The following is a 23331-nucleotide window of genomic DNA, read 5'->3' on the forward strand; positions in this document are numbered from 1 at the left end:
CCGAGCGTTAATCTGTGTTAAAAGCAAGCCCTAACTTGCGGAAATATGGCCGTAGCCCAACCGAGCCGGCTCCTGCCGCGTCCTTATTGCGATTACGTTAACGTCGAATATGAAGTACTTCTTCCTTTGTTGTCTATTCCTTGGCCTCGGCACCGCCCTGCGGGCCCAGCTGGTCGATCAGGACGGGGAGCCGCTGGTGCAGTTTTCGGGCATGGTGCTGGACGGTACCACGAGTCAGTTACAGCCCGTGCCCTACGCAACGGTCCTCATCAAGAACGACGGCCGGGGTACCTACGCCAACCTGGAGGGTTTCTTCAGCATCGTGGCGCATAAGGGGGATACGATCCTCTTCAGCGCCCTGGGTTACGACGACGTGGAGTTTGTAATCGACCGTAACCTGGAGGACGACAAGTACAGCCTCGTGCAACTCATGACGTACAACGCCATCGACCTTCCCGAAGCGGTGGTGTTCCCGTGGCCCAGTCGCGACCATTTCAAGCTGGAATTTCTGGCGATGGACGTGACGCCGGAGCTGCAATCGCGGGCCTCCGAAAACCTCTCCGCCGATAAGCTCGAACGCCTGCAAGAAACCGTGCCCCGTTCGGGAGCTGAAAACAGCAGCTACTACTTACGCCAACAAGCCCGGCAGACGTACTACATCGGACAAAAGCCGCCCATGAACATCTTCAGCCCGGTAGCCTGGAAGCAGTTCTTCGATGGCTGGAAGCGGGGGGATTTTAAGAAGAAGGAGTAGGGGGTGGTGGGTTGGTAGGGTAGTAGGGTAGTAATTTAGTAGTTTAGTAGGTTAGTAATTTGGTAGGTTAGTAGGTTAGTCGGTTAGTAATTTAGTAGGATAGAGCGTTAGGCGATTGGGTAGTTAGTACGTTAGGCGGCCGGGGGAGTAATTTCGTAGAGTCAGGGAGCGGAGAACTCATGTGCCTACGGGCTGTTGATTGCGCATGGCATTAGGTAGAAAAGCGGGTACGGCTAAGGAGGAGGAAAGGACTTGGCGCGACCAATTGACTGCTCTCCGGAATTTGCCGCCTTTTTTTCGGTTGATCTACCGGACGTCACCGCCGCTGACGATTACGAACATCGTGTTGCGGCTGTTGCAGTCCGCGCTACCGACCGCCATTCTGTACGTAGGTAAGCTGATCATTGACGAGGTCCTGCTGATCATTGACGGCACGGGGGATACGACCTTTCTCTGGCAAATGGTGGGCCTCGAACTTCTGCTGGCCCTTACCTCCGACCTCCTGAGCCGCGGCATCAATCTGGTGGACAGCCTCCTCGGTGATCTCTACACCAATCAGACCAGCGTGGACCTGATGCGGCATGCGGCCACCCTGGATCTGTACCACTTTGAGGATTCCGAATTTTACGATAAGATGGAGCGGGCACGGCGGCAGACGACGAGCCGGTCGACGCTCATGTCGCAGATGCTGGCGCAGTTTCAGAGCACCGTGACCCTGGTCGTGCTGGGAATTAGCGTAGCGGCCTTTAATCCCTGGCTCATTCTGCTGCTGGTCGTGGCGGTTATTCCCAGCTTCATTCAGGAGAATTACTTCAATCAGCAGGTGTATAGCCTGACGCGCAGCTGGACGCCCGAGCGGCGGGAGCTGGATTACCTGCGCTACATCGGGGCCAGCGACATCACGGCCAAGGAAGTGAAGATCTTCGGACTGGCCAACTTCATTACCGATCGTTTTCACTCGCTGTCGATGAAGTACTTCTACGCTAACCGGAAGTTGGCCGTACGGCGAGCCAGCTGGGGAGCTTTCTTTTCCGCGATCAGTTCACTCACCTACTACGGCGCCTACGTTCTCATTATTCTGCAGACCATCAGCGGAGCGATTACCGTGGGTTCCCTAACCTTCCTGGCCGGTGCATTCCAGCGCATGCAGGGGGGATTGCAGACCATCCTATCGCGCTTTTCCAGTATCGGGGAAAATGCCCTGTACCTCCAGGATCTTTTCGACTTCTTCGCCATCAAGCCGCTGATCGCCGACAAGGCGGGGGCGCTGCCCTTCCCGAAACCCATCCGCACGGGCTGGGAGTTCGAGAACGTCAGTTTCGCCTACCCGAATACGGAGAAGTACGCGATCCGCAACCTGTCGTTCAAGCTTCCCTTCGGACAAAAGGTGGCCCTGGTGGGCGAGAACGGCGCCGGAAAGACCACCCTGGTCAAATTGCTCGCCCGCCTATACGAACCGACGGAAGGACGCATCCTGCTGGACGGTCGCGATTTGCGGGAGTACGAGCTCTCCTCCCTGCGCGACAACGTCGGCGTGATCTTTCAGGACTTCTTCCGCTACCAGATGACGGCGCGGGAAAACATTGCCGTCGGCCGGATCGAAGAGGAACTCAATCAGGATCGGATCGAGGACAGTGCCCGAAAATCCCTCGCCGAAGAAGTCGTCGGCGGACTCGAGGGCGGCTACGATCAACTGCTCGGTCGTCGTTTCGCCGGCGCCGTGGACCTCAGCGGCGGACAGTGGCAAAAGATCGCCCTGGCCCGTGCCTACATGCGCGATGCCCAATTGCTTATTCTCGACGAGCCCACCAGTGCCCTCGATGCCCGGGCCGAGTACGAAGTTTTCCAGCGCTTTACGGCACTTATCGAGGGAAAAACGGCCGTATTGATCAGTCACCGTTTCTCTACCGTCCGGATGGCCGATCACATCCTTTTCTTGGAATACGGGGGGCTGGTGGAAGAAGGCAGTCACGAGGAATTACTGCAGCTCGATGGCCGCTACGCGGAGTTGTTTGCCTTGCAGGCGGCGGGGTATAAGTAGGGGGCTCGCGGGGCTCGCTGGTAGTAGTTTAGTCTCGCTCGCGGGGCTCGCTGGTAGTTCTTTAGTCTCGCTCACGGTGTTCGCTGGTAGTAGTTTAGTCTGCTCACGGTGTTCGCTGGTAGTGGTTTAGGGCGCTCACGGTGTTCGCTGGTAGTAGTTTAGTCTGCTCACGGTGTTCGCTGGTAGTGGTTTAGGGCGCTCACGGTGTTCGCTGGTAGTAGTTTAGTCTGCTCACGGTGTTCGCTGGTAGTAGTTTAGTCTGCTCACGGTGTTCGCTGGTAGTAGTTTAGTCTGCTCACGGTGTTCGCTGGTAGTGTGGTAGTATGGTAATGTGGGGAGCCTCGTTTGCTGAATTGTTGATAACCCCGTCACTACCGCGCGGGTGAAAGCCTAAAAGACTAACAGCCTAAAAAACTAACCGCCTAAAAAACTAACCGCCTAAAGAACCAACAGCCTACAAGCCTAACTGCCTAAAAGACCAACAGCCTCGCGACCAACGGGAGCCCCCTATCTATTCTTCTTCTCGATCTGGAAGGCGGCCGAGATCAGGCTCAGGTGAGAAAAGGCCTGGGGGAAGTTGCCGAGTTGCTCGCCGTGCAGGCCGATCTCTTCGCTCATCAGGCCGAGGTGGTTGGCGTAGCCCAGCATTTTTTCGAAGACGACGGTAGCCTTGTCGACCTGACCGATGCGGGCCAGACATTCCACGTACCAGAACGAGCAAATGGCGAATGCCCCTTCATCGCCGTCAAGGCCGTCGGTGGCTCCGTGGTCGAGCTTGTAGCGGAAAATGAGGACGTCGGCGGAAAGTTTTTCCTCGATAGCCCGAAACGTGCTCAGCCAGCGGGGTTCCTGACTGGAAACGAACCGCAGCAGGGGCATGAGCAAGGCGCTGGCGTCGAGGGTGTCGCTGCCCTTGAACTGGACGTAGGCCTGCAGCTCCTCGTTCCAGAAACCGTCGTAGATCTCGGCGTAGATTTCGTCGCGTACCCGCCGCCATTCCGCCATGGGGTAGGGGAGACTCCGGTTTTCGGCAATCTTCATAGCCCGATCGATCGCTACCCAGCAACAGACGGCCGAATGCAGGAAGCGCTGCTTGCCGCTACGGACCTCCCAGATGCCGTGGTCCTCATCCCGCCAGTGTTCGATAACGAACTCGACCAGTTTGGTAATGGATGCCCAAAAACTGTTGGTGATACTTCCGCCCGCCTTGTTGTAGAGATAGATCGTATCGATGAGCTCCCCGTAAATGTCGAGCTGCTTTTGGTCGTAGGCGCCGTTGCCGATGCGTACGGGTGTGCTCCCGTGGTAGCCCTCCAGGTGTTCGAGGGTGCGTTCCTCCAGCTTTGTTTCCCCGTCCACGGCGTACATCAGCTGCAGGTGATCCATGCACTTGTCGCGGATCCAGTCCATGAAGTGCTCGGCCTCCTGGGTGTATCCCAGTCGGAGGAAGGCGTACATTGTAAATGCCGCATCGCGGATCCAGGTGTAGCGGTAATCCCAGTTGCGCACGCCGCCCATCTGCTCGGGCAGGCCGAAAGTGGCGGCGGCAATAGTGCTGCCGTAACGCGCCGAGGTCAGCAGCTTCAGGGTGAGTACGGAGCGTAATACGGCCTCCTTCCAGAAGCCCTCGTAGCGGCACTTCTTCGACCAGTTGGTCCAGTATTTACGGCACTCGGTGAAGCAGTGCATCCAGTCGAGATCGAAGTCGATGCCTTCGTTGAGGGTCAGGATGAAGTCGACGTCGTCGCCCCGGTGCAGGTCGATGACGGCCTCCAGTCCGGTATCCGTAATTTCGAGCGGCGCGTCGGTGAGCAGCAACATGGTGGGCTGTTCTCCCTCCGGATCACGGATCAGGTAGCCCCGCCCCTCCGGGTTTTTCTCGATCACGCATCCCCGCTTCCCGTACCCGAACCTGGGCTGAAGATTGAGCTTGATCCGGTGGTGACCGTAGACGCCCTTCAGGCGCCGGAAGACGGCGAAATCCCGTTCTCCCTGCACGATCGGCATGAAATCCGTGAGTTCCGCGATGCCGTCCTCACTCAGAAAGCGCGTGATGAGAATGTTCGTACCGGGCAGGTACAGTTGTTTGTGTTTGGTGTCCTCGGCCACGCAGGAAAAGCTGAAGAAGCCCCCGACGTCCGCGTCCAGCAAACGACCGAAGACGGTGGGCGAATCGAAGCGGGGGAGGCACATGAAGTCAATACTCCCCGTGACGCTGACCAGCGCGGTCGTATGCAGATTGCCGATGATGCCGTATTCGGCAATGGGTAGGTAGCGATCCGGGTAGGCGGAATCGATCTCCTGCACGGGGGCAGCGGAAGGGTTAGGGGAGCTCATTGCTTGTCCCAACGGAAGAATTCATACGTTGGTTTTGGCGGGTCCGCGGGAGCAGTTATTATTTGGAGACAGCAACGGTCCCGGGTAATCACCCGCCAGCCTACATTTAGGGGTGAAGACTACTCCCCGGCTTGCTGTAGTGCCTGGTGTCCAGTCCTTAAAAGCTTACGAATCAATGCATAGATACTCGATTCATATTTTCGCCACCATCATCTGCGGCCTGGTGGCGTGTACTTCTACCAACCCACCCGGCACCCAGGCTTCGGCTACCTCCGGAAACCCCATCTTCCCCGGCTGGTACGCGGATCCCGAAGTACTGGTAGCTGATAAGGAGTACTGGATCTTCCCCACCACGTCGGCGGCGTATACTGATCAGCTTTACCTGGATGCCTTCTCCTCGCCCGACCTCGTGCACTGGACGAAGCACGAACGGATCCTCGACACCTCCGTCGTCACCTGGGTCCGGCAGGCGCTCTGGGCACCCTCGGTTATCGAAAAGGATGGCCGGTATTACCTGTTCTTCGGAGGCAACGACGTGCAGCGGCCATCCCGCGACGGCTTCGATCCCGACAACGACATTAACCACTACGGCGGCATCGGAGTGGCGGTAGCGGATGCCCCCGGCGGTCCCTACACCGATCACCTCGGCAAACCCCTCATCGACACCTTCTACCATGACGCCCAGCCCATCGACCAGTTCGTCTTCCGGGATACGGACGGTACGGATTACTTTTTCTACGGAGGTTGGGGAAAGTGCAACCTCGGGGTGCTGAACGACACCTACACCGGCTTCCTTCCCTGGCCCGACGGGCAGCTGTTCCACGACGTCACCCCCGAGGGCTACGTGGAAGGTCCCTTTATGTTTCGGCGTAACGGCACCTACTACTTCATGTGGTCGGAGGGAGGCTGGACGAACGACTCTTACCGAGTGGCCTACGCCATGGCACGGAGTCCGACCGGCCCGTTCGAGCGCATCGGTACGATCCTGTCCCAGGATCCGGACATCGCCACGGGCGCGGGGCACCACTCGGTGGTCAACACGCCGGGCACCGACGACTGGTACATCGTCTACCACCGCCGCCCGATCCCGAACGAAGGACGCGATCACCGGGTGACGTGCATCGACCGGATGGAGTTCAACGCCGATGGCACGATCCGGCCGGTGGTGATGACCCGGGAGGGAGTGGCGGGGAATCGGATCAGGTAGGGCGTGGGGGGGGCGCTGTCGGAGACACCATTTTGCTGTCGCTGTCGGAGACAGCATTGTACTTCGCTGTCGGAGACAGCAGTGTACTTCGGCAGCGGTGGAGGGGATTATAACATTTTTTTAAGGCCTCGGCGCAAGCAATGCTTAGGGGTTTAGACGTCTGCGGGGTGTTTTATCAGTGGAAGAACCTCCCTACACCAAGTGCAGAATCAGATGAAAGCGATATACAGAGTAACGATGGTGGTGCTGCTCGCACTTCCCTATTTACTACCCGCCCAGGGCTTCAATTCCTTCGGGCAGAACAAGCCTAATTACGAGAAATTCGAGTACGACGTCTATCAGTCGCCGCACTTCGAATTGTATACCTACATCGATAACGAAGAGTGGCTGAAAAACTTCCTGAACGACAGTGAAGAGTGGTACCGTAACCACCAACGCGTACTGCGGGACACCATCGCGTTCAAGAACCCCATGATCATCTATGCCAACCACGCGGATTTTCAGCAGACCAACGCCATCAGCGGCTCGATCGGCGAGGGGACCGGCGGGGTCACCGAAGCCTTCAAGAACCGGGTAGTACTGCCCGTGGCCCAGACCAACGCTCAGACCCACCACGTACTGGGTCACGAGCTCGTCCACGCCTTCCAGTACGATATGGTGATCCGGGGCGACAGCACCAGTCTGCGCGACCTGCAAAAGCTTCCCCTCTGGATGGTGGAGGGTCTGGCCGAATACCTGAGCATCGGTTCCGTCGATCCCTTTACGGCCATGTGGATGCGCGACGCGGTACTGAACGACGACATTCCCAGCCTGAAGGATCTCAGCGGCGGTAAGTACTTCCCTTACCGCTACGGTCAGGCCTTTTGGTCATTCGTGACCGGATTACAGGGAGATGATGTCATCAACCCCTACTTCCGCGCTACGGCCAAATGGGGCATCGAGCGGGCTACCAAGCTCGTGCTCGGCTACGACTTCAAGGATTTCAGTAAGCTCTGGGAAGATTCCCTTCGCAAGACCTACGGCGACCAGATCGGAGACGCCAAGACCGACCGCTTCGTTGGAAATGAACTCGTAGGCCCCGACAACAACGGCGGCCGCATCAACCTCTCGCCGGAGATCAGCCCGGACGGGAAGTACATGATCTACCTGTCCGAGCAGGACCTCTTTAGTATCGACCTCTTCCTTGCCGACGCCCGCTCCGGGGAGAAGGTCCGTAAGATTCGTTCCTCCACCATCGGCAGCCACATCGATGCGCTGAGCTATATCGAGAACAGCGGAACGTGGAGCCCGGATAGCAAGAAGTTTGCTTACACCGCTACCAGTAAGGGACAAAACATCCTCATCATCGCCGACGTGGAGAAGGGGAAGGCCGAACGGGAAATCCGTCCGGAAGAGGTCCCCGCCTTCAGCTTTCCGGCCTGGTCGCCGGACGGAAAGTCCATCGTCGTATCCGGCCTGGTGCAGGGCCAGACCGATCTGTACAGCATCGACGTACGTAGCGGGCGGGTGACTCAGCTGACCAACGACGTGTACAGCGAGATTCACCCGAGTTGGTCCGCCGACGGCAAGACGATCTACTTCAGCACCGACGCCCGCGGTCTACAGCGCAAGGAGCGGCCCTACGGTGCTCTGCGCTTCAACCTGGCCGCCCTCAACGTCGAGAGCCGTGAGAGCCGGGAGCTTCCTGTATTCCCCGGTGCCGATAACCTCAACCCGGTCGAGGGGGCCGACGGTATGCTGTACTTCCTCAGCAACCGCAACGGATTCCGGAACATCTATCGCTACGACATCGCACGGGACAGCGTAGCGCAAATGACCGACCTCATTACCGGCGTTTCGGGCATCACTACCTACGCCCCGGCCATGAGCATCGACCGGCGCAACAATCGTCTGCTCTACACCTACTTCAATCAGAAGGGGTACCGGATCTTCGGCACTCCCGTCGACCGAATGACGGCCGTGGCCGTCGACAAAGACTCCGTCGATCTTACGCCCGCGACCCTGCCACGCCTCAATCGTCGTGCGGAACTGGTCGTCGACGAGCTGCTGACGGACATGGACAAGGAGCCGGTCATTTCCCTGAACGAGATTACCCGGCAGCCCTATAAGCCCAAGTTCAAGCTCGACTACGCTTCCGGCGGTGCGGGTGCCGGGGTCGGCAGCAACCAGGTCTTCGGGACCACTACCGGACTGGCAGGGGGCGTGCAGCTCTTGTTCAGCGACATCCTCGGCAACAATCAATTGTTTACCGGCCTGTCCCTGAACGGAGAGATCACCGACTTCGGGGGCAGTGTCGCCTGGGTAAACCGTAAGACTAAGGTGAACTACGGGTTCAGTCTGAGCCGCATTCCGTTCCGCAACTTCGGTCTGCTCGAACCCTTCATGGATTCCATCCAGGTTTCGGACGACGGTTACGCGGAGCTCATCAATGCGCCCTATCTGATCCAGCGACTGTACCAGAATCAGGTCGGTGGCTTTGCCTCGCTGGCCTTCAATACCAATCTTCGTCTGGAGGGTAGCCTGAGCTTCAGCCTGTACAACAACCGCGTGGACGAATACGCCCGCTACTACAATCCCATCACCGGTTACCCCATTCAGGCCAACGTGCAGCCCGAGCGGCGGCGCGATCTGGAGAGCGAGAGCTTCAACCTGATCAACGGCGGCGTGGCGCTGGTGGGGGATAACTCCAGCTTTGGCATGACTGCTCCAATCCGGGGTCACCGCTACCGCCTGGGGGTCGATCAGTATCTGGGGGAATTCAACTTCACGGCCGTGAATGCCGACTACCGGCGCTACATCTGGTTTGGCAAGGGTGCCCTGGCCGTACGCGGACTCCACTACGGCCGCTACGGCAGCAGCGGAAACGAGCTCTTCCCCCTTTACGTGGGTAGTCCCTGGTACATGCGGGGCCTAAACGCCAGCAACGCGGTCAACAATCTCGACGCGGCCGGGCGCGGCATCGAGGAGCTGATCGGCAGCAAACTGGTGGTCGGCAACGTCGAACTCCGCATTCCCTTCACCGGGCCGGAGCAGATCGCCCTCATCAAGTCGAAGTTCCTGTTCAGCGACCTGAACTTCTTCGTCGACGGGGGTATGGCATTTTCCGACATCAGTCAGTTTAACGGGCCCACCTACACCCTGGACAAGGACGGGGAGGTTCTTATCAATCCCGTTACCGGTGAGCCCTTCCTGGTCAGTCCTGGTGTCAAGCCCATCTTTACCGCGGGCGTCAGTACCCGGGTCAATGTCTTCGGACAGTTCGTCGTGGAGCCCTACTTCGCCCGTCCTTTGCTGAAGGATGCCAGCTGGAGCTTTGGGGTGAACCTCCTGCCCGGCTGGTAAGCTAGGGGTCGTGCGGTAGGCCGGGGAGCGCTAAATTTGCGGTCCACCAGCCTACCGTACGACCATCACTGCTCTGACCTACTTACACCGCTCCCGCGTTCCCGCCCTACTGTTGTGCCTGTTGCTCGCTGCCTGCGGGGACCCGGTACCCGACGGCTACCTGCCCGCCCACGCCATCCGCGGAGAAGCCATGGGCAGTTATTACCGCGTCACCTACCTCGGAAAGACCGTTCCCGGCCTGCAGAACTCCGTGGACAGCCTACTGGAAGCGTATAACCTCGAACTTTCCCCATGGGTGGAAGAGAGCACCATTTCGGCCTTCAACCGGAGCGATATCGGGGTATCCCTGGCTGGGACCGCGCACTTCGTTCCTAACCTGCGGCTGGCGGCAACCATTGTCGACCGAACACGGGGAGCGTACGATCCGACCGTAGCACCCCTGGTTAAGTTCTGGGGCTTCGGGGGGGCGGAGCACCGGCGGACGAACGAGGTGGACACGGTTGCCCTGGACAGTGCCCGGGTCCGGGTAGGTTTTAACCTGATCTCCTTCGACGCCGGCTTCCTGCGTAAGGCGAAACCAGGAGTCGAACTTGACCTCAACGCGAGCGCCAAGGGCTACGGGGTTGACCTGATTTCCGCCCTGCTGGATAGTCTGGGCCGGCCCGATCACCTCGTTGATATTGGGGGTGAAATGCGTGCAGGTGGTACTAAAAACGGTCAGCCCTGGACGGTTGGTATCCGGCTTCCGGACGAGGACGCGGGCAAAGTTTCCGCCGCAGGTACCCTGCCCCTGCAGAACGGCCGGGCCATCGCCACCAGCGGGAATTACCTCAACTTCTACGAGGTCGACGGGGAAAAGTACAGCCATACCATCAATCCGAAAACCGGACTGGTGGAGCGCAACGACCTACTGAGCGCGAGCGTGCTGGCCGATGATTGCGCGACGGCGGATGCCTTCGCGACGGCCTGCATGGTGCTGGGGGCGGCGGGCGCGCGGGAGCTGATCGAAGGACAGCGGGAGCTGGAAGGCTACTTTCTGGTGCGGGGGGAGAACGGGGAGCTGGAGGTAGTGGTGACCTCGGGGCTGGCGGGGGAGTAGCACGGGGTTTCCCTCGCGGTCGGAGACTGCTGCGGACATCGCCGCCGGAGGCAGCATCGTACTAGACGCGGACGAGCCAGTTGTGGGTGTCCTCGACCTTACCGGCGCGGAGTCCGTCGATGTGACGCTTCAGCATGGGACCTACTTTGCGGCCCTCGACGGGGGGGAGGGTCATGAGCTTATCCTTGTACTGCAGCTCGCTGACGTGGCTGACCACGGCGGCCGTGCCGGCGCCGAACATCTCTTCCAACTGACCGGCTTCGGAGGCCGCGACGATTTCGTCGATCTCGATCACGCGTTCGGTGACGGGGATGCCCTTGTCCCGGAGAATCTGAATAAACATCTTGCGGGTGATGCCCTTCAGGATGGCGCCGTCGGTGGCGGGGGTGATCACTTCCCCGTTGATGACGAAGAAGATGTTCATGGTGCCGACCTCCTGGATCTGGTTGCGGTTGGGGCCGCCCATCCAGACGACCTGGTCGAAGCCTTTCTGCTGGGCTAGGTGAGCGGGAAGGAGGGATCCGGCGTAGTTGCCCGCCGACTTTGCCTCGCCGGTGCCGCCGGGAACCGCACGGACGAACTCTTGCTCGACCACGAGGCGGACGGGCTTGGCGTAGTAGGGTCCTACCGGAGCGGTGAAGATGCAGAAGCGGTAGGTTTCGCTGGGCCGTACGCCGATGAACTCATCGGTCGCGTACATATAGGGTCGCAGGTACAGGGCGCTGCCTTCGGTGGGGGGGATCCAGTCCTTATCAAGGGCCACCAGCTGACTGACGGCCTCGACGAAGCGGTCTTCCGGATACTCGGCCATCATGAGGCGGCGAGCGCTGGCGTTGAGCCGCTTGGCGTGCTCGTCGGGGCGCAGGAGCATGGGCGTGCCATCCTCGTGCTTACTTGCCTTCATTCCCTCGAAAATGGCCTGGCCGTAGTGCAGCACCATGCTGGCCGGGTGCATGGTGAAGTGACCGAAGGGGACGATCCGCTCGTCGGTCCACTCTCCGTTGCGGTAATCGCTGACGAACATGTGGTCGCTGAAGATCTTGCCGAAGGGGAGATTGCTGAAGTCTACGGTGTCGAGGCGACTTTGTTGAACGCGCTCGGTACGGATTTGCGTGGTAGTCATGGCTGGGGCGGTTTTCGCAGGCTAAAGGTAAAGCGGGGCGGAAGAAGATTTACACTTTGCGAATAACGATTTGTGATTTACGATTTCCAACGGGCAATTTACGAATGCTACCGCCCGCCGTTTATCTTTGGCGTATGCTCGAATTTACTTTGGTCGGTCAGCCGGACACGGAGGGGGCGGTCGCAAAACTAGGACCCGCCCGCGATCTGGATCTGCTGGTGGTGTACTACGGCGAACTGGCACGTCGCGCCTTCCTGGGACGCATACTTGGAGCCGCGGGGTATACAGAGCCGGGCAGTCAGCTGCACTTACTCGAATGGCCGGCCGACCGCGAACTGGATCTGGCGGGCCTGGTGCGGCGCCTGGGCGTGACGAAAGTCGTCCTCTTCGGTTACGACCTGCAACGGCTCGGACTGCACTTTTCCGTCGCCAACTATTTCCCCCTCACGGTTGGTGACGTGACCTACCTCATCGCCGATAGTCTAGAATTCATCGAGCAAACCAAAGACGACGGGGACAACCGCGCCGCCGGGGCCCTCTGGACCGCCATCAAAGCTCATTTCGTAGCCTCTACTCCATAAAAAACCCCATATGACCAAGGGAAACATCGACCTCGCCCTGCTTATTCTTCGCCTCTGGTTCGGTCTGGAAATGGCTTTTGCCCACGGACTGGGGAAGGTGATCAAGGTAGTGAACGGGAATTTCCAGTTCGCGGACCCCATCGGTATCGGCACGGCGCCGAGTTTAGTGCTGGCCGCTTCCGCCGAATTCTTCGCCGGGATCCTGATTGCCATCGGCTTCTTCACCCGCATCGCCACCATCCCGTACATCATCACCATGCTGGTAGCCGCCTTCCTGGTGCACGCCGCCAACGGAGATGAGTGGGGGAGGATCGCCGGTCCGCTGCATTACGCCGTTGCTGCCATTTCGATTCTGATCGCGGGCCCGGGCCGGTACTCGCTGGACCATCGGCTGTTTGTGGAGAAAGTAGGGTAGTAGTTTAGTCTCGCTCCCGGGGGTCGCTGGTGGTCGCTCGCAAGCTCGCGGGTGGTAGTTTGGTCTCGCTCCCGTTGGTCGCTGGTGGTCGCTCGCAGGCTCGCGGGTGGTAGGTTAGTCTCGCTCCCGGTGGTCGCTGGTAGTTGCTCGCAGGCTCGCAGTTAGTAGTTTAGTTTCGCTCCCGGGGGTCGCTGGTAGTCGCTCGCAGGCTTGCGGGTGGTAGTTTAGTCTCGCTCCCGGGGGTCGCTGGTAGTCGCTCGCAAGCTCGCGGGTGGTAGTTTAGTCCCGCTCCCGGGGGTCGCTCGTGGTCGCTCGCAAGCTCGCGGTTAGTCGATAGTGTACCTGTTGCATTGCCGGGTGTGGGTGATGCCAGGAGGGTCAGGATACTATCAGTGAGCTTTAGCGAACGGGACCAACCGCGCGATAGCGCGACTACCAGCGAGCGCAGCGAGCGGACTAAATTACCAAAATTAAGCGCCCCTATTTCCCAAACGCGTAGCTCCCGTCCACCGCCCTGCGGATGTACTCCCCCCAGGTGAGGTTGTCGCGACCGGGCTGTTGTTGTTGGGCACGTTCGATAGCGTAGTTGGCGGCCGTCTCGATGACCCATTCGAAGTTCTCTTCGCCGACGCTGAACTTATCGGCATCGGGGGCGGGGTTGCAGAAATCGATGGCGTAGGGAATGCCGTCGCGGATGGCGAACTCAACGGTGTTAAAGTCGTAGCCGAGCCACTCGTTGAGCTTGATGACGTAGTCGTGGATGGTGTTGAGGAGTTCCTGGCTCACGTCATGCTTGACCTTGTAGCGATCGAGGAATTCGTTGCGCGGTTCGTAGTGCATGATCTTGACGTGCTTGCGGCCGATGCAGTAGCAACGGAAGTAGCTGGTGAAGTCAATGGCTTCCTGGAGCATCATGACGAGCTGACCGGTTTCGGCGTGGGCCTTCCAGAGTTCGTCGGGGCCGTTGAGCTTGTACACGCTCTTCCAGCCGCCGCCGGCGTGGGGTTTCATGAAGGCGGGCCAGCCGATGTAGTTGAAAATGCTCTGCCAGTCGAGGGGGTAGGCCATGTTGGTGAAACTGGCGTCCGTGGTGTCGTCCGGGTGGGTGTGGCTGGGTAAGAGAACGGTCTTGGGTACGGGCACGCCGGCGGGGCCTACGCTGAGTACGTTATTGAAAAACTTCTCGTCGGCACTCCACCAGAAGGGGTTGTTGATGACGGCCGTGCCGGTAGCGGCGGCGTTCTTGAGCATGGCCCGGTAGAAGGGCACGTCCTGACTGATGCGGTCGATGATGACGGCGTAGCCGGGGTTGAGTCCCTGGCCGACCTTATCGATCTTAACCGGTTCGGCGGTGATGCCGTCTACATTTTTGTCGTTGATGCGCTGGATGACGGCGGGCGGAAAGGAACGCTCACGTCCGTAGAGAATGCCGATCTTTTTCATATGGGTGGTTTGTTAGGCACTAAGGTAAGCGGCCGACGAATGTTTACGTCCGCCGCACGTCCACGTATTCCGCAAAGTGCCATATTTAGGGGAAGAACACCAACGATGAAACCGGTTTATCTCGCTATTTTGGTTCTACTCTGCTCCTGCGTCCGCGCCCAGAGCGATTATCAGCTATTCCGACCGGACGTGCAGTATTTGTACGAAAGGCCGAATTTTTCGGAGCACCCTACGGTTTCGACAGCCAGTATTACGGACTCCGGGTAGGGGAGACGACGTGTGAAGCCTTGTACACTACCCTGGGCGGTTACCATATGCCTACATTTATACCTGTGAAGTAGCCTTTGCCTTCGGCGACTCCGTGTGCCAGACGGCGGATAGTACCGTCATGTACAATGAGCTGGATGAGCCATTCGTCCTGTACCAGGGAGCCGGGGTGGGGCAGCGGTGGCTCGCCTACGTCGACGGCCCCTACCGAATAATGGCCGAGGTAACCGAGGTGGATTCCGCCACCGTACTGGGACTACCCGACGAGATCAAGCGTATCGTCTTCACTACCGAGCGGGGGGATTCCGTGGGGGGAGAAGTCGTGATCAGCCGGCGGTACGGACTGGTGACCGGCATCCGGTTCCACCAAGTCCTCTTCGAAAGAACAACCTACGCACTGGCCGGAATGGATGCGCCGGAAGCCGGTCGGCAATTGCCGGAGCCCGAAACTTACGGACTGGCCGCGGTCGGGGATACGTTTCAGATAGAGTCCTACAATTACCTCACCGAACCCTTCGGAAGCGGGACTCCCTTCGCCCGCCGCAACTCCAGTTTTACGATCCTGGAAGTCGACACCACTCAGACGGGGATCTATGCCTACCGGGCCCGGGGGGATTTCTACGACTACGTGCCCAGTTTTGCCGGATACCGTGCCGTTCGCCTGGATACCGTATTTGACTTCACCATCGACCGGGTGCCCGACGCGCTCACCGAGGTGCAGCCCGGACAAGTGCTGATCAGCCCGGGCAGTCCGGATCGCCGCCGGGTGGCCAAGAGCGAACTTTCCGAACATCGGTGCGGATTCCTCCAATTGCGGGCCAGTACGCCGGTGACCTTCCCGCCGGGGGAAAATTGCGGGCTGGACGATTCCCACGTGGACGGGGGACCGGGGCCGGTCTATACCCAGTTCGTACCAGTTCCTTTAGACAGCATTCATGGGCAGGCCGGGCCCCAGTGGGCGAGCCTGCGCTATCTGAGCTCCGGCGATCGTCGGTGCGGCACTTTCGTCGATCCCGCGAAGCTTTCCGTGTCCACCCGGGAACCGCTTACCCATCGGATCGACGTGCAGCTTTACCCCAATCCGGCCGGTGATCAAATCACCGTCGAGCTGCCGGATGACCTGGCTTACGACCTGGAAGTGATCAACCCGACCGGTGGGAAGTTGCGGACGGTTACCGCAGTACGCCGGTCCACGGTCATACCTACCAGGGTGCTGCCCGGGGGTGTGTACATCTTGCTCGTCTCCCGCGACGGGCAGCTGCTGGGGCGGCGGCGCTTCACGGTAGAGTAGCAGGGAGACCGGCCCGTCCGGGGCGGTGCGATGCGTATATTGGGCGACTGAACGCGCTACATGAAATATCTGCTACCCCTTCTCCTGTTGTTCGCCGGAAGTACACTCTTCGGGCAGTCCGCCGAACTCGTCACCTACAAGCAACTCGATACCACGGCCCTGCAACTGGAGGTGCTGCTGCCGAATGATTATGACCCCGCCGGCACCCATCCGGCCATCGTGTTTTTTTTCGGGGGCGGCTGGAATACGGGTACCCGTGAGCACCTGCGGCCCCAGGCGGAGTACTTTAACCAGCGGGGCTTCGTCTGCTTTCTAGCGGACTACCGGACCAAAAAGGGCCACGGCACCGACCCCTTTGCCGCGGTCATGGACGCCAAGTCCGCCCTGCGGTACGTACGCGCGCACGCCGGACAGTGGCGGATCGATACGGCGCGGATCGCGGCGGCCGGGGGCTCGGCGGGCGGTCACCTGGCGGCCACTACGGCCATGATCGATGACTACAACGATCCCGGCGACGACCTCTCCGTCAGCAGCCGACCGGCGGCCCTGCTGCTCTTTAATCCCGTGGTGGATAACGGTCCCGCCGGCTACGGTTACGAGCGGATCGGGGAGGCGTATCCCCGCTTTTCGCCGCTCCACAACATTGACGCCGACACGCCGCCGACCATCTTCTTTCTCGGCACCGACGATCATCTCATTCCCGTGACCACGGCCGAGTACTACTGCATGGCCATCGAACGTGTGGGTGGCCGCTGCGAGTTGCACGTGTACGAGGGTGGGCGCCACGGCTTCTTCAACGTCCAGAACGCGGAACACTTCCGTGCGACGATGGAGGCCAGCGAGCGCTTCCTCCGGGAGCTGGGCTGGATCACCTCGGCCCCCTAGAAGTCGTCTTCGCCACCACCGCCGTCACCGCGTCGACCGTTGCTCCCGCGTTCCCGCGAAAGTCGGTTCAGGCTGTACTGGAAGCCGAGGTAGACGATGCGGCTTTCCCGCTGAAATTCGCTCGTCGTGAGGATGCCGCCGGTTTCGGTCGTGAAGCGGTACCGACGCTGGTTGAACAGGTCGGTGACGCGGAGGGTGAGTGCCCCCTTCTCGTCGAGAATTTCCTTGCGGAAGCCCAGGTCGAGACTCTGGATGGCTTCGATGCGCCCCTGCGGACGTACGCCCGGTGAGCGGTAGAAGTAGGTGAACTGCGCCTGTACCTCCCCCGGTAGTTCGTAGCTGCCCTGCACGTTGCCGCTGAAGAGGTAGCCATTTTGGTCGATGTTTTCGTCCTGGTTGTTGCCGATGATCTCCGAGCGGTAGCCGTTGGCGCTGAAGGTGAGGTCAAGCTTTTCGGTGGGCCGGTAGGTCGTGATGATCTCAATTCCGTAGTCGCGGCCCCGGTCGAGGTTGTCGCGGGTACTCAGGCTCACGCCGCCGGGCAGGATCCGGGTGATGCGGCTGATGATGTCGTTGAGCTGGCGGAAGTACACCCCGCCGGTAAAGGTGCCCTTGCCGTACTGCTGCTGGATGTTTAGCTCGAAGCTGTTGATCAGTTCGGGCAGCAGGAAGGGGTTGCCGCTGCGGAGGTTGAAGGGATCGCCACGGTCCACGAAGGGGTTGAGGGCGTAGCCGCGGGGCCGTTCGATGCGGCGGCTGTAGCTGGCCTGGAGGGTCGTGTTATCGTCAAACTCGTAACCGGCGAAGATGCTGGGGTACACTTTGAAGTAGTTGTTCTCGAAGATTTCCGCGTTTGGTTCGAGTAGGATGCTGGTCGTCTGGGCCTGTTCGGCGCGTAAACCGATGTTGAAGCGGATCTTATCGACCTTACCGCCGAGGGTGGCGTATACGGCGTGGACGTTTTCCTCGTAGCGGAAGAGGTTGCTCAGGCTATCCACCTTTTCGAAGCCGCCGCCCTCGAAGGTCTGAAACGCGGCGTCCTGGGTGGTGCGTTCCATGGTGCTGCGCCAGCCGGTGGTGAATTTGAAGTCGCCCATCGTCTGTTCGTAATCGAGCTGGCCGAGGAATCGTTTACGGTCTTCCAGGGTGGGGGCCCGCTGCTGGTCGGTGCCGAAGGGGGCGCCCAGCGCATCGGTAAGTATTTCGGAGTAGTTTTCGATCTCTTCCTCGTCGTTCTCGCTGTACTGGAAGCTGGAAGACAGCTGACGCCCCTCCTTTTTGAAGGTGGTGAAGTAGGTGGCCTGCACCTCGAAGTCGTTCTCGGTTTCGGGTTCGGTTTCGGTCCGGACGCTGGTGAGCTCCAGCTGACCCTCGCTGTTGAAGAATTCGGTGGTCCGCAGGTTATTGTTGTTGCCCTGCTCGAACTGCACGTTGCCCTGGAGGCCGATCACGCCGCGTGGACTGATGTTGTACTCCGTGCCGAGCTTGAACATTTGAGATTTGCGCAGGCGGTCGCCGTCGAAGAGGAAATCCCGGCTGAAGGTGCTGTCGCCCAGGGTACCCGTCTGCTGGCGGAAGCCGCGGAAAAAGCGCTCGTCGTAGCGGCCGCTGACACCGGCGAAGGAGTTGAACTTACCCTTACGCCAGTTCAGGTCGAGGTTACCGTCGAATTTATTATTGGTTCCGGCGTTCAGGTTCACCGTGGCGTTGAAGCCGTCGTCCTGCTTCTTCTTCAGGACGATGTTGATGATGCCGGCCGTGCCCTCGGGATCGTAGGCGGCGCCGGGATTGGTAATGACTTCCACCCGTTCGATGCTGCTGGAGCTGAGGGACTTCAGGTAAGTGGCCGGGTCGGTGCCGACCAGTCCGCTGGGCTTGCCGTTAATAAGGAAGCGCACGCCGCCGCTGCCGCGCAGACTCACGTTGCCCTCCAGGTCGACGGTGATGCTGGGGATTTGTCGCAGTAGGTCTTCCGCCGAGCCGCCGCTGGCCGCTACGCTTTTCTCCACGTTGAAGGATTTGCGGTCCAGTCCCAGTTCCATGATGGCGCGGTCGGCCGTCACGACGACCTCATCGAGGTCGGTGGCTCCGCCGGCTTCCAGGGTGATGTCGCCGATGCGTAGGAAGCGCTCGGAGTCGTTGAGCTCGAGCATCATCTCCTCGCCCTCGTAGCCGATGAAGGTCACTTCGAGTCGGTAATTCCCGTAGGGGAGGTCCTTGATCGTGAATTTGCCGTCGATATCGCTGGTGGTACCGCCGATCATTTCGCCGTTCTCTACGCGGTACACCGCGATATTGGCAAAGCCCACGGGCTCTTCACTTCCCCCGTCGCGGAGTTGGCCGTCCACCGCACCGGTATTGGGGGCGAGGTCGGGGGGCACGCTTTCCGTTTGGGCGCGGACGCAGGTGCAAAGAAGAATCAATAGAGCGGTGTAAATGGGCTTCATGTGGTCGGGATGCTGATCTACTGTTACAACGTGGAGGTTCACGTACCGTTCAGGAATTGGGTAGAGGGGGAGGGCGGGATGGTCGAGTAAACGGCCCGAAGTATCGAATGAGGGGCGGAGGTATCGATTTTTAGGGCCGCATCGGCGAATCTCCACGGGGTACGAGCCGTTCCGCGGGTAAGGAATACCACCACCGTCCGGAGCGATTGGCGGCGCCGCTTTCCGTGCGAACCCGGCGGCCGGAAAGAGGTTATGCCACTATGGCCGTACCCGCATCCCCTACGCTGCAAACTCTCCTACGGGAACCCGCCGCCGCCCTGGCCGGGACCGATCTATCGCTCACGCTTCCCCTGACCCGTGCGCTCCTCAACGAGGTGCTGGCGGCCCGGCCGGCCGGCACCCCGATCCGGGAGCTGTACGTCGATCCGGAAGCAAACAACCGCTGCCGCGTTCACCTGGCGGCCGACGCTCCGGTGATCGGCACCGTGAGTCGGCAGTTGATGCTGGTGCCGGGGGCGGCCGTCACCTTTCCCGACCAACCGTGGCTGCGCTTTGACATCGAGTCGGGACTCAAGTTTCTCGACAAGCCCCTGATCAATCTCGTACAGGGGCAGATCGAATCACGCCTGCCCCGGGGAGTCGACGTAAGCAGCGACTACGTGCGCATCCACATGCCGGCCCTGCTGACCCACCTGGGATACCAGCAACTCGTACCGCTCATTCACCAGCTACGGATCAGTAGCGAGGCCAACCGTCTGCTACTGCACCTTCACCTCAAGGCTAACTAAGAATCATTCCCATGCATCCCGTACTTAAACACCTGATCGAAACCGATTTTTCCGACCTCAGCGGCAGCCGCGTGGAGGGTCAAATCGCGCTTTCCGATGACATCATCAACCTCGGTCTGCACGAGGTGCTCAACCAACTTCGCCGGGCCCCCACGCCGGAAAACGTTGCTCCCGCGTCCCCGCCGCGACCCGCCGCAGCGAATACACTGCCCGACCCCCGGCTGTTGCTCAGTAAAGTAGACGTGGAGCACCTGAAGTACCGCACGGAAGCCGGCAAGACCGTGGTGGAGATCAAGGCGGGCGTATAGCCCGGACCAGCGACTAAATTAAGCGACCCCCTTGGTCCTTCCGAAAACAAGCCGTATCTTTGCGCTCCAATTAAAAAAGATGAACGCTGAATGCTAATTATTAACGTACGTGAGGGAGAGAATATCGACCGCGCCCTGAAGCGCTACAAGCGCAAGTCCATTAACACCCGGGTCATTCGTGAGCTGCGCAACCGGCGTGAGTTTACCAAGCCCAGCGTAAAGCGGCGGAAAGAGAAACTGAAGGCGGAATACCGTCTGGAGAAGTACGGCGACCAGTAAGGACGCCCATAGGCGGTTCCCCCGGGGAACCGATCATCGAACGGCTGTCGACGGATAACTTCCCCGGCAGCCGTTCCTGTATTTTGCCACAACCCATTGGTGCCGCCCGCCGTTAACCCCGCTATGACCGTCAAACGCGATACCGATCTACGCCACCGCACCGAATCCCTCCTGGCCGCCCTGACCGCCGGCCTCTACGAACGGAATCACGCGATGGGGCTGGCCCTGCTCACCGCCGTGGCGGGCGAAAGCATTTTCCTGTTGGGACCCCCGGGCGTCGGGAAGAGCCTCATCGCCCGCCGGCTGAAGTACGCCTTCCGCGACGGGGTGAGTTTCGAGTATCTGATGTCCAAATTCTCGACGCCCGACGAGGTATTCGGGCCGATATCCATCAAGAAGCTCCGCGACGAGGACAAGTACGAGCGGCTTACCGATCGTTACCTGCCCGGCGCCAACATCGTGTTCCTGGACGAGATCTGGAAGGCCGGCCCCGCCATCCAGAATGCCCTGCTTACCATCCTCAACGAAAAGATCTACCGCAACGGGGAGGAAGATATGAAGGTGAACATCCGGGGAATCATTACTGCTAGTAACGAGCTCCCCCCACGGAGCGCTAATCTCGCCCCGATCTGGGACCGCTTTCTCGTACGGCTCGAGCTGGGTAAGATCAGTCAATACCAGAACTTCGTCAAGATGGTGGTCGACACCCAGGACGTTTACGAAGACAACATTCCCACCGCTACCAAACTGTCCGAGGAGGAGCTCGACCGCTGGTCGGGAACCATTGACGCCGTAGCGGTACCGGCCGAAGTGCTCAACACCCTCCAACTGCTGCTGTACAAGATCGAGCAGTACAACGCCCAACCCAACAACGCCCCTAATCCCATCAACATCTACGACCGCCGGTGGAAGAAGGCGGTCCGCCTGCTGCGCACCTCCGCCTTCCTGCACGGCCGGACGAAGGTGGACCTCATGGACTGCTTTCTCCTGGAGCACTGCCTCTGGAACGGTCCGGAACAGCGGGAGGTGATCCTGGAAATGATCGTCGATGCCGTGCGTAAACATGGGTATTCGGTGGCCGTCAATCTATCGGCGCTCAAGCGCGAGGTCCGGGAATTTGAAGAGGACGTGCGCGAAGAAACGCGCATTGCGCACGTGCGGGAGGAAGAACAGCTGCTTCCCGTGCAAGAGAGCTATTACGAGCTGGAAAAGGACCTGAGCCAGTTTCGGGGCGTACTGGTCACCATCGAGCAGTTCCGCGGGCTAAGTAACCAGGAATTCACCAGCGTCAACTTTTACGACGAGGAGCGCAACCTGGTCAACCGCATCCGGGGGCGGAAGGGGCCGCGGGAAAATACCATCGAGGTCAACTTCAACGGGACGGACACCGTGTTCCGGTTGAAGACGCACCTGGTCGAACGCAGGGAGGTGATCCGTAAGCAGCCGCACCGTATTCTACGAGAATTCTGGGACCAGCGTCACGAGCGTTTGCGGAATTACATCGACCAGCAACTCCGGGCGATCCGGGAGCAGGGGCCGGACGAGCTCAGAGACGTCCGGGATCACCTCTTCGTCGATGTGGATTACGCGAGCGTGGTGTCCGCGAACCTCGAGGAAGTCCGGAATTCCCTCGAAGGTCTACAACTCCAACTCGAAAAACTACAGTTCGAGTACGGTGGTGTGGAGGCGTAGTTAAGGGGCATCCTGGGAACGGTACACCACCGGACGGTTATGCGGGACGGGCTGGCTACCTTGAGCCTAGCATTCACCCCATTTACCTATGACCGTCGGCCTCTTCATACCTTGCTACATCGATCAATTTTACCCGCGGGCGGGGATCGCGACGCTGCAGTTGCTGGAAAAGGTAGGCTGTACCGTGGAGTACCCCCGGGAGCAGACGTGTTGCGGACAACCTTTGGCGAACAGCGGGATGGAAAAGGAAGCCCGGCCGATCTACGCGCACTTCGTGGAAACCTTCCGGAGCTACGATTACGTCGTGTGTCCGTCGGGGAGTTGCGTGTACCACGTTACGCATCACTACGATACGCTGGAGCAGACGGAAACCGTGCGGCGACTGCGCGAGCGCACCTTCGAGCTGGCGGATTTTCTGGTCAACGTCGTCGGCGTGAAGCAACTGAACGCCCGCTTTCCCGCGCGGGTGGGCGTACACAACAGTTGCCACGGTTTGCGCGGCCTACGGCTCGGTGAAAGTTCGGAAAGGGTGGGGGCGGACTTCAGCTACTATCGCTACCTGTTGGGTATGGTTGACGGCGTCGAACTGGTGCCCCTGGACCGGGTGGACGAATGCTGCGGCTTCGGCGGCACCTTCAGCGTGAACCAGCCGGAATTGTCTACCAAGATGGGACGAGACCGCATCGCCGATCATTTACGTCACGGGACGGAAGTCATCACTAGTGGAGACATGTCTTGTTTGATGCACCTGGAGGGACTCATCCGGCGGGAGGGGTTGCCGTTGCGGGTGATGCATGTGGCGGAGATATTGAATGGGTAGGCGGTTAGGCGGTTAGGCGGTTGGGTGGTTAGGCGGTTAGGCGGTTAGGCAGTTAGGCTGTTGGACGGTTACTATTATCCTTCGGTAACTAAGGCGTCGCGTCCCTTTTTGGGGGGGAGTGCGGATATCGAGCGAGCCGGCCTGGCTCAGGATCTTTTGTTCGTGTAGCCATTCCACTTTCTGGCGTGACCGTAAGGTCGTGATCGCCGACT

The 23331-nt window shown here is 59.8% G+C and carries 18 protein-coding genes; 14 read left to right on the forward strand and 4 right to left on the reverse strand.

Going from position 1 to position 23331, the window contains the following annotated elements:
* Positions 1-109: 109 nt before the first annotated feature.
* Together NMA52_RS11550 and NMA52_RS11555 are read left to right on the forward strand one after the other, a co-directional pair.
* Complete coding sequence (locus tag NMA52_RS11550) at positions 110-754, forward strand: carboxypeptidase-like regulatory domain-containing protein (RefSeq protein WP_254827822.1); 645 nt, start codon at positions 110-112, stop codon at positions 752-754.
* A gap of 205 nt (positions 755-959) precedes the next feature.
* A complete protein-coding gene (locus tag NMA52_RS11555) occupies positions 960-2795 on the forward strand; it encodes an ABC transporter ATP-binding protein (RefSeq protein WP_371930960.1) in 1836 nt (611 codons plus the stop codon).
* 507 nt (positions 2796-3302) lie between these two features.
* On the opposite strand, the gene NMA52_RS11560 is transcribed toward NMA52_RS11555, so the two are convergent.
* Positions 3303-5132: a glycoside hydrolase family 15 protein gene (locus tag NMA52_RS11560; RefSeq protein ID WP_254827824.1), complete on the reverse strand. Its 1830-nt coding sequence runs from the start codon at positions 5130-5132 to the stop codon at positions 3303-3305.
* A 175-nt stretch (positions 5133-5307) separates the two neighbouring features.
* Between NMA52_RS11560 and NMA52_RS11565 the strand changes: the two genes are divergently transcribed.
* The 3 genes from NMA52_RS11565 (at position 5308) to NMA52_RS11575 (ending at position 10780) form a co-directional block, all read left to right on the forward strand.
* Complete coding sequence (locus tag NMA52_RS11565) at positions 5308-6339, forward strand: glycoside hydrolase family 43 protein (protein WP_254827825.1); 1032 nt, start codon at positions 5308-5310, stop codon at positions 6337-6339.
* Positions 6340-6552: 213 nt separating this feature from the next.
* Positions 6553-9681 carry a hypothetical protein gene (locus NMA52_RS11570; protein WP_254827826.1) on the forward strand — a complete coding sequence of 1043 codons (3129 nt, stop codon included), beginning with the start codon at positions 6553-6555 and terminating at the stop codon, positions 9679-9681.
* A gap of 121 nt (positions 9682-9802) precedes the next feature.
* A complete protein-coding gene (locus tag NMA52_RS11575; RefSeq protein ID WP_305884746.1) occupies positions 9803-10780 on the forward strand; it encodes an FAD:protein FMN transferase in 978 nt (325 codons plus the stop codon).
* Positions 10781-10841: 61 nt separating this feature from the next.
* Here NMA52_RS11575 and NMA52_RS11585 read toward each other — a convergent pair whose 3' ends face one another.
* A complete protein-coding gene (locus NMA52_RS11585) occupies positions 10842-11903 on the reverse strand; it encodes a branched-chain amino acid aminotransferase (protein ID WP_254827827.1) in 1062 nt (353 codons plus the stop codon).
* A gap of 134 nt (positions 11904-12037) precedes the next feature.
* On the opposite strand from NMA52_RS11585, the gene NMA52_RS11590 reads away from it, so the two are divergent.
* Positions 12038-12484, forward strand: coding sequence for a hypothetical protein (locus NMA52_RS11590; protein WP_254827828.1), 447 nt, complete (start codon positions 12038-12040; stop codon positions 12482-12484).
* A gap of 10 nt (positions 12485-12494) precedes the next feature.
* On the forward strand, positions 12495-12899 hold the full coding sequence (locus NMA52_RS11595) for a DoxX family protein (RefSeq protein ID WP_254827829.1): 405 nt from the start codon (positions 12495-12497) through the stop codon (positions 12897-12899).
* Positions 12900-13379: 480 nt separating this feature from the next.
* On the opposite strand, the gene NMA52_RS11600 is transcribed toward NMA52_RS11595, so the two are convergent.
* Positions 13380-14342 (reverse strand): RimK family alpha-L-glutamate ligase, encoded by a 963-nt coding sequence (locus NMA52_RS11600; RefSeq protein ID WP_254827830.1) that lies wholly within the window; start codon positions 14340-14342, stop codon positions 13380-13382.
* Between the two features lie 388 nt (positions 14343-14730).
* On the opposite strand from NMA52_RS11600, the gene NMA52_RS11605 reads away from it, so the two are divergent.
* Together NMA52_RS11605 and NMA52_RS11610 are read left to right on the forward strand one after the other, a co-directional pair.
* Entirely contained in the window at positions 14731-15900 is a 1170-nt protein-coding gene (locus tag NMA52_RS11605) for a T9SS type A sorting domain-containing protein (protein WP_254827831.1), read from the forward strand.
* Between the two features lie 60 nt (positions 15901-15960).
* Positions 15961-16785 (forward strand): alpha/beta hydrolase, encoded by an 825-nt coding sequence (locus NMA52_RS11610; RefSeq protein ID WP_254827832.1) that lies wholly within the window; start codon positions 15961-15963, stop codon positions 16783-16785.
* Here the strand turns inward: NMA52_RS11610 and NMA52_RS11615 are convergent.
* The gene (locus NMA52_RS11615) at positions 16782-19232 is read right to left on the reverse strand and encodes a TonB-dependent receptor domain-containing protein (RefSeq protein ID WP_254827833.1); all 2451 of its coding nucleotides are present in this window, start codon (positions 19230-19232) and stop codon (positions 16782-16784) included. The genes NMA52_RS11610 and NMA52_RS11615 overlap by 4 nt on opposite strands.
* Positions 19233-19492: 260 nt before the next feature.
* Here NMA52_RS11615 and NMA52_RS11620 point away from each other — a divergent pair, with 260 nt between their 5' ends.
* The 5 genes from NMA52_RS11620 to NMA52_RS11640 all read left to right on the forward strand — a co-directional run bounded on the left by NMA52_RS11620 (position 19493) and on the right by NMA52_RS11640 (position 23119).
* A complete protein-coding gene (locus NMA52_RS11620; protein WP_254827834.1) occupies positions 19493-20020 on the forward strand; it encodes a hypothetical protein in 528 nt (175 codons plus the stop codon).
* Between the two features lie 11 nt (positions 20021-20031).
* Positions 20032-20328 (forward strand): hypothetical protein, encoded by a 297-nt coding sequence (locus NMA52_RS11625; RefSeq protein WP_254827835.1) that lies wholly within the window; start codon positions 20032-20034, stop codon positions 20326-20328.
* A gap of 90 nt (positions 20329-20418) precedes the next feature.
* Complete coding sequence (rpsU, locus tag NMA52_RS11630; protein ID WP_099105555.1) at positions 20419-20607, forward strand: 30S ribosomal protein S21; 189 nt, start codon at positions 20419-20421, stop codon at positions 20605-20607.
* 123 nt (positions 20608-20730) lie between these two features.
* On the forward strand, positions 20731-22299 hold the full coding sequence (locus NMA52_RS11635; RefSeq protein ID WP_254827836.1) for an AAA family ATPase: 1569 nt from the start codon (positions 20731-20733) through the stop codon (positions 22297-22299).
* A gap of 88 nt (positions 22300-22387) precedes the next feature.
* On the forward strand, positions 22388-23119 hold the full coding sequence (locus NMA52_RS11640) for a (Fe-S)-binding protein (RefSeq protein ID WP_254827837.1): 732 nt from the start codon (positions 22388-22390) through the stop codon (positions 23117-23119).
* Positions 23120-23331 lie beyond the last annotated feature (212 nt).

The sequence above is a fragment of the Lewinella sp. JB7 genome (assembly GCF_024297185.1).
Taxonomy (GTDB): Bacteria; Bacteroidota; Bacteroidia; order Chitinophagales; family Saprospiraceae; genus Neolewinella.

Bases quoted from the DNA above. Each gene is read 5' to 3' on its own strand.
- NMA52_RS11550 (WP_254827822.1), top strand. From the start codon at position 110: ATGAAGTACTTCTTCCTTTGTTGTCTATTCCTTGGCCTCGGCACCGCC.
- NMA52_RS11555 (WP_371930960.1), top strand. From the start codon at position 960: ATGGCATTAGGTAGAAAAGCGGGTACGGCTAAGGAGGAGGAAAGGACT.
- NMA52_RS11560 (WP_254827824.1), bottom strand. From the start codon at position 5,132: ATGAGCTCCCCTAACCCTTCCGCTGCCCCCGTGCAGGAGATCGATTCC.
- NMA52_RS11565 (WP_254827825.1), top strand. From the start codon at position 5,308: ATGCATAGATACTCGATTCATATTTTCGCCACCATCATCTGCGGCCTG.
- NMA52_RS11570 (WP_254827826.1), top strand. From the start codon at position 6,553: ATGAAAGCGATATACAGAGTAACGATGGTGGTGCTGCTCGCACTTCCC.
- NMA52_RS11585 (WP_254827827.1), bottom strand. From the start codon at position 11,903: ATGACTACCACGCAAATCCGTACCGAGCGCGTTCAACAAAGTCGCCTC.
- NMA52_RS11590 (WP_254827828.1), top strand. From the start codon at position 12,038: ATGCTCGAATTTACTTTGGTCGGTCAGCCGGACACGGAGGGGGCGGTC.
- NMA52_RS11595 (WP_254827829.1), top strand. From the start codon at position 12,495: ATGACCAAGGGAAACATCGACCTCGCCCTGCTTATTCTTCGCCTCTGG.
- NMA52_RS11600 (WP_254827830.1), bottom strand. From the start codon at position 14,342: ATGAAAAAGATCGGCATTCTCTACGGACGTGAGCGTTCCTTTCCGCCC.
- NMA52_RS11605 (WP_254827831.1), top strand. From the start codon at position 14,731: ATGTACAATGAGCTGGATGAGCCATTCGTCCTGTACCAGGGAGCCGGG.
- NMA52_RS11610 (WP_254827832.1), top strand. From the start codon at position 15,961: ATGAAATATCTGCTACCCCTTCTCCTGTTGTTCGCCGGAAGTACACTC.
- NMA52_RS11615 (WP_254827833.1), bottom strand. From the start codon at position 19,232: ATGAAGCCCATTTACACCGCTCTATTGATTCTTCTTTGCACCTGCGTC.
- NMA52_RS11620 (WP_254827834.1), top strand. From the start codon at position 19,493: ATGGCCGTACCCGCATCCCCTACGCTGCAAACTCTCCTACGGGAACCC.
- NMA52_RS11625 (WP_254827835.1), top strand. From the start codon at position 20,032: ATGCATCCCGTACTTAAACACCTGATCGAAACCGATTTTTCCGACCTC.
- rpsU (WP_099105555.1), top strand. From the start codon at position 20,419: ATGCTAATTATTAACGTACGTGAGGGAGAGAATATCGACCGCGCCCTG.
- NMA52_RS11635 (WP_254827836.1), top strand. From the start codon at position 20,731: ATGACCGTCAAACGCGATACCGATCTACGCCACCGCACCGAATCCCTC.
- NMA52_RS11640 (WP_254827837.1), top strand. From the start codon at position 22,388: ATGACCGTCGGCCTCTTCATACCTTGCTACATCGATCAATTTTACCCG.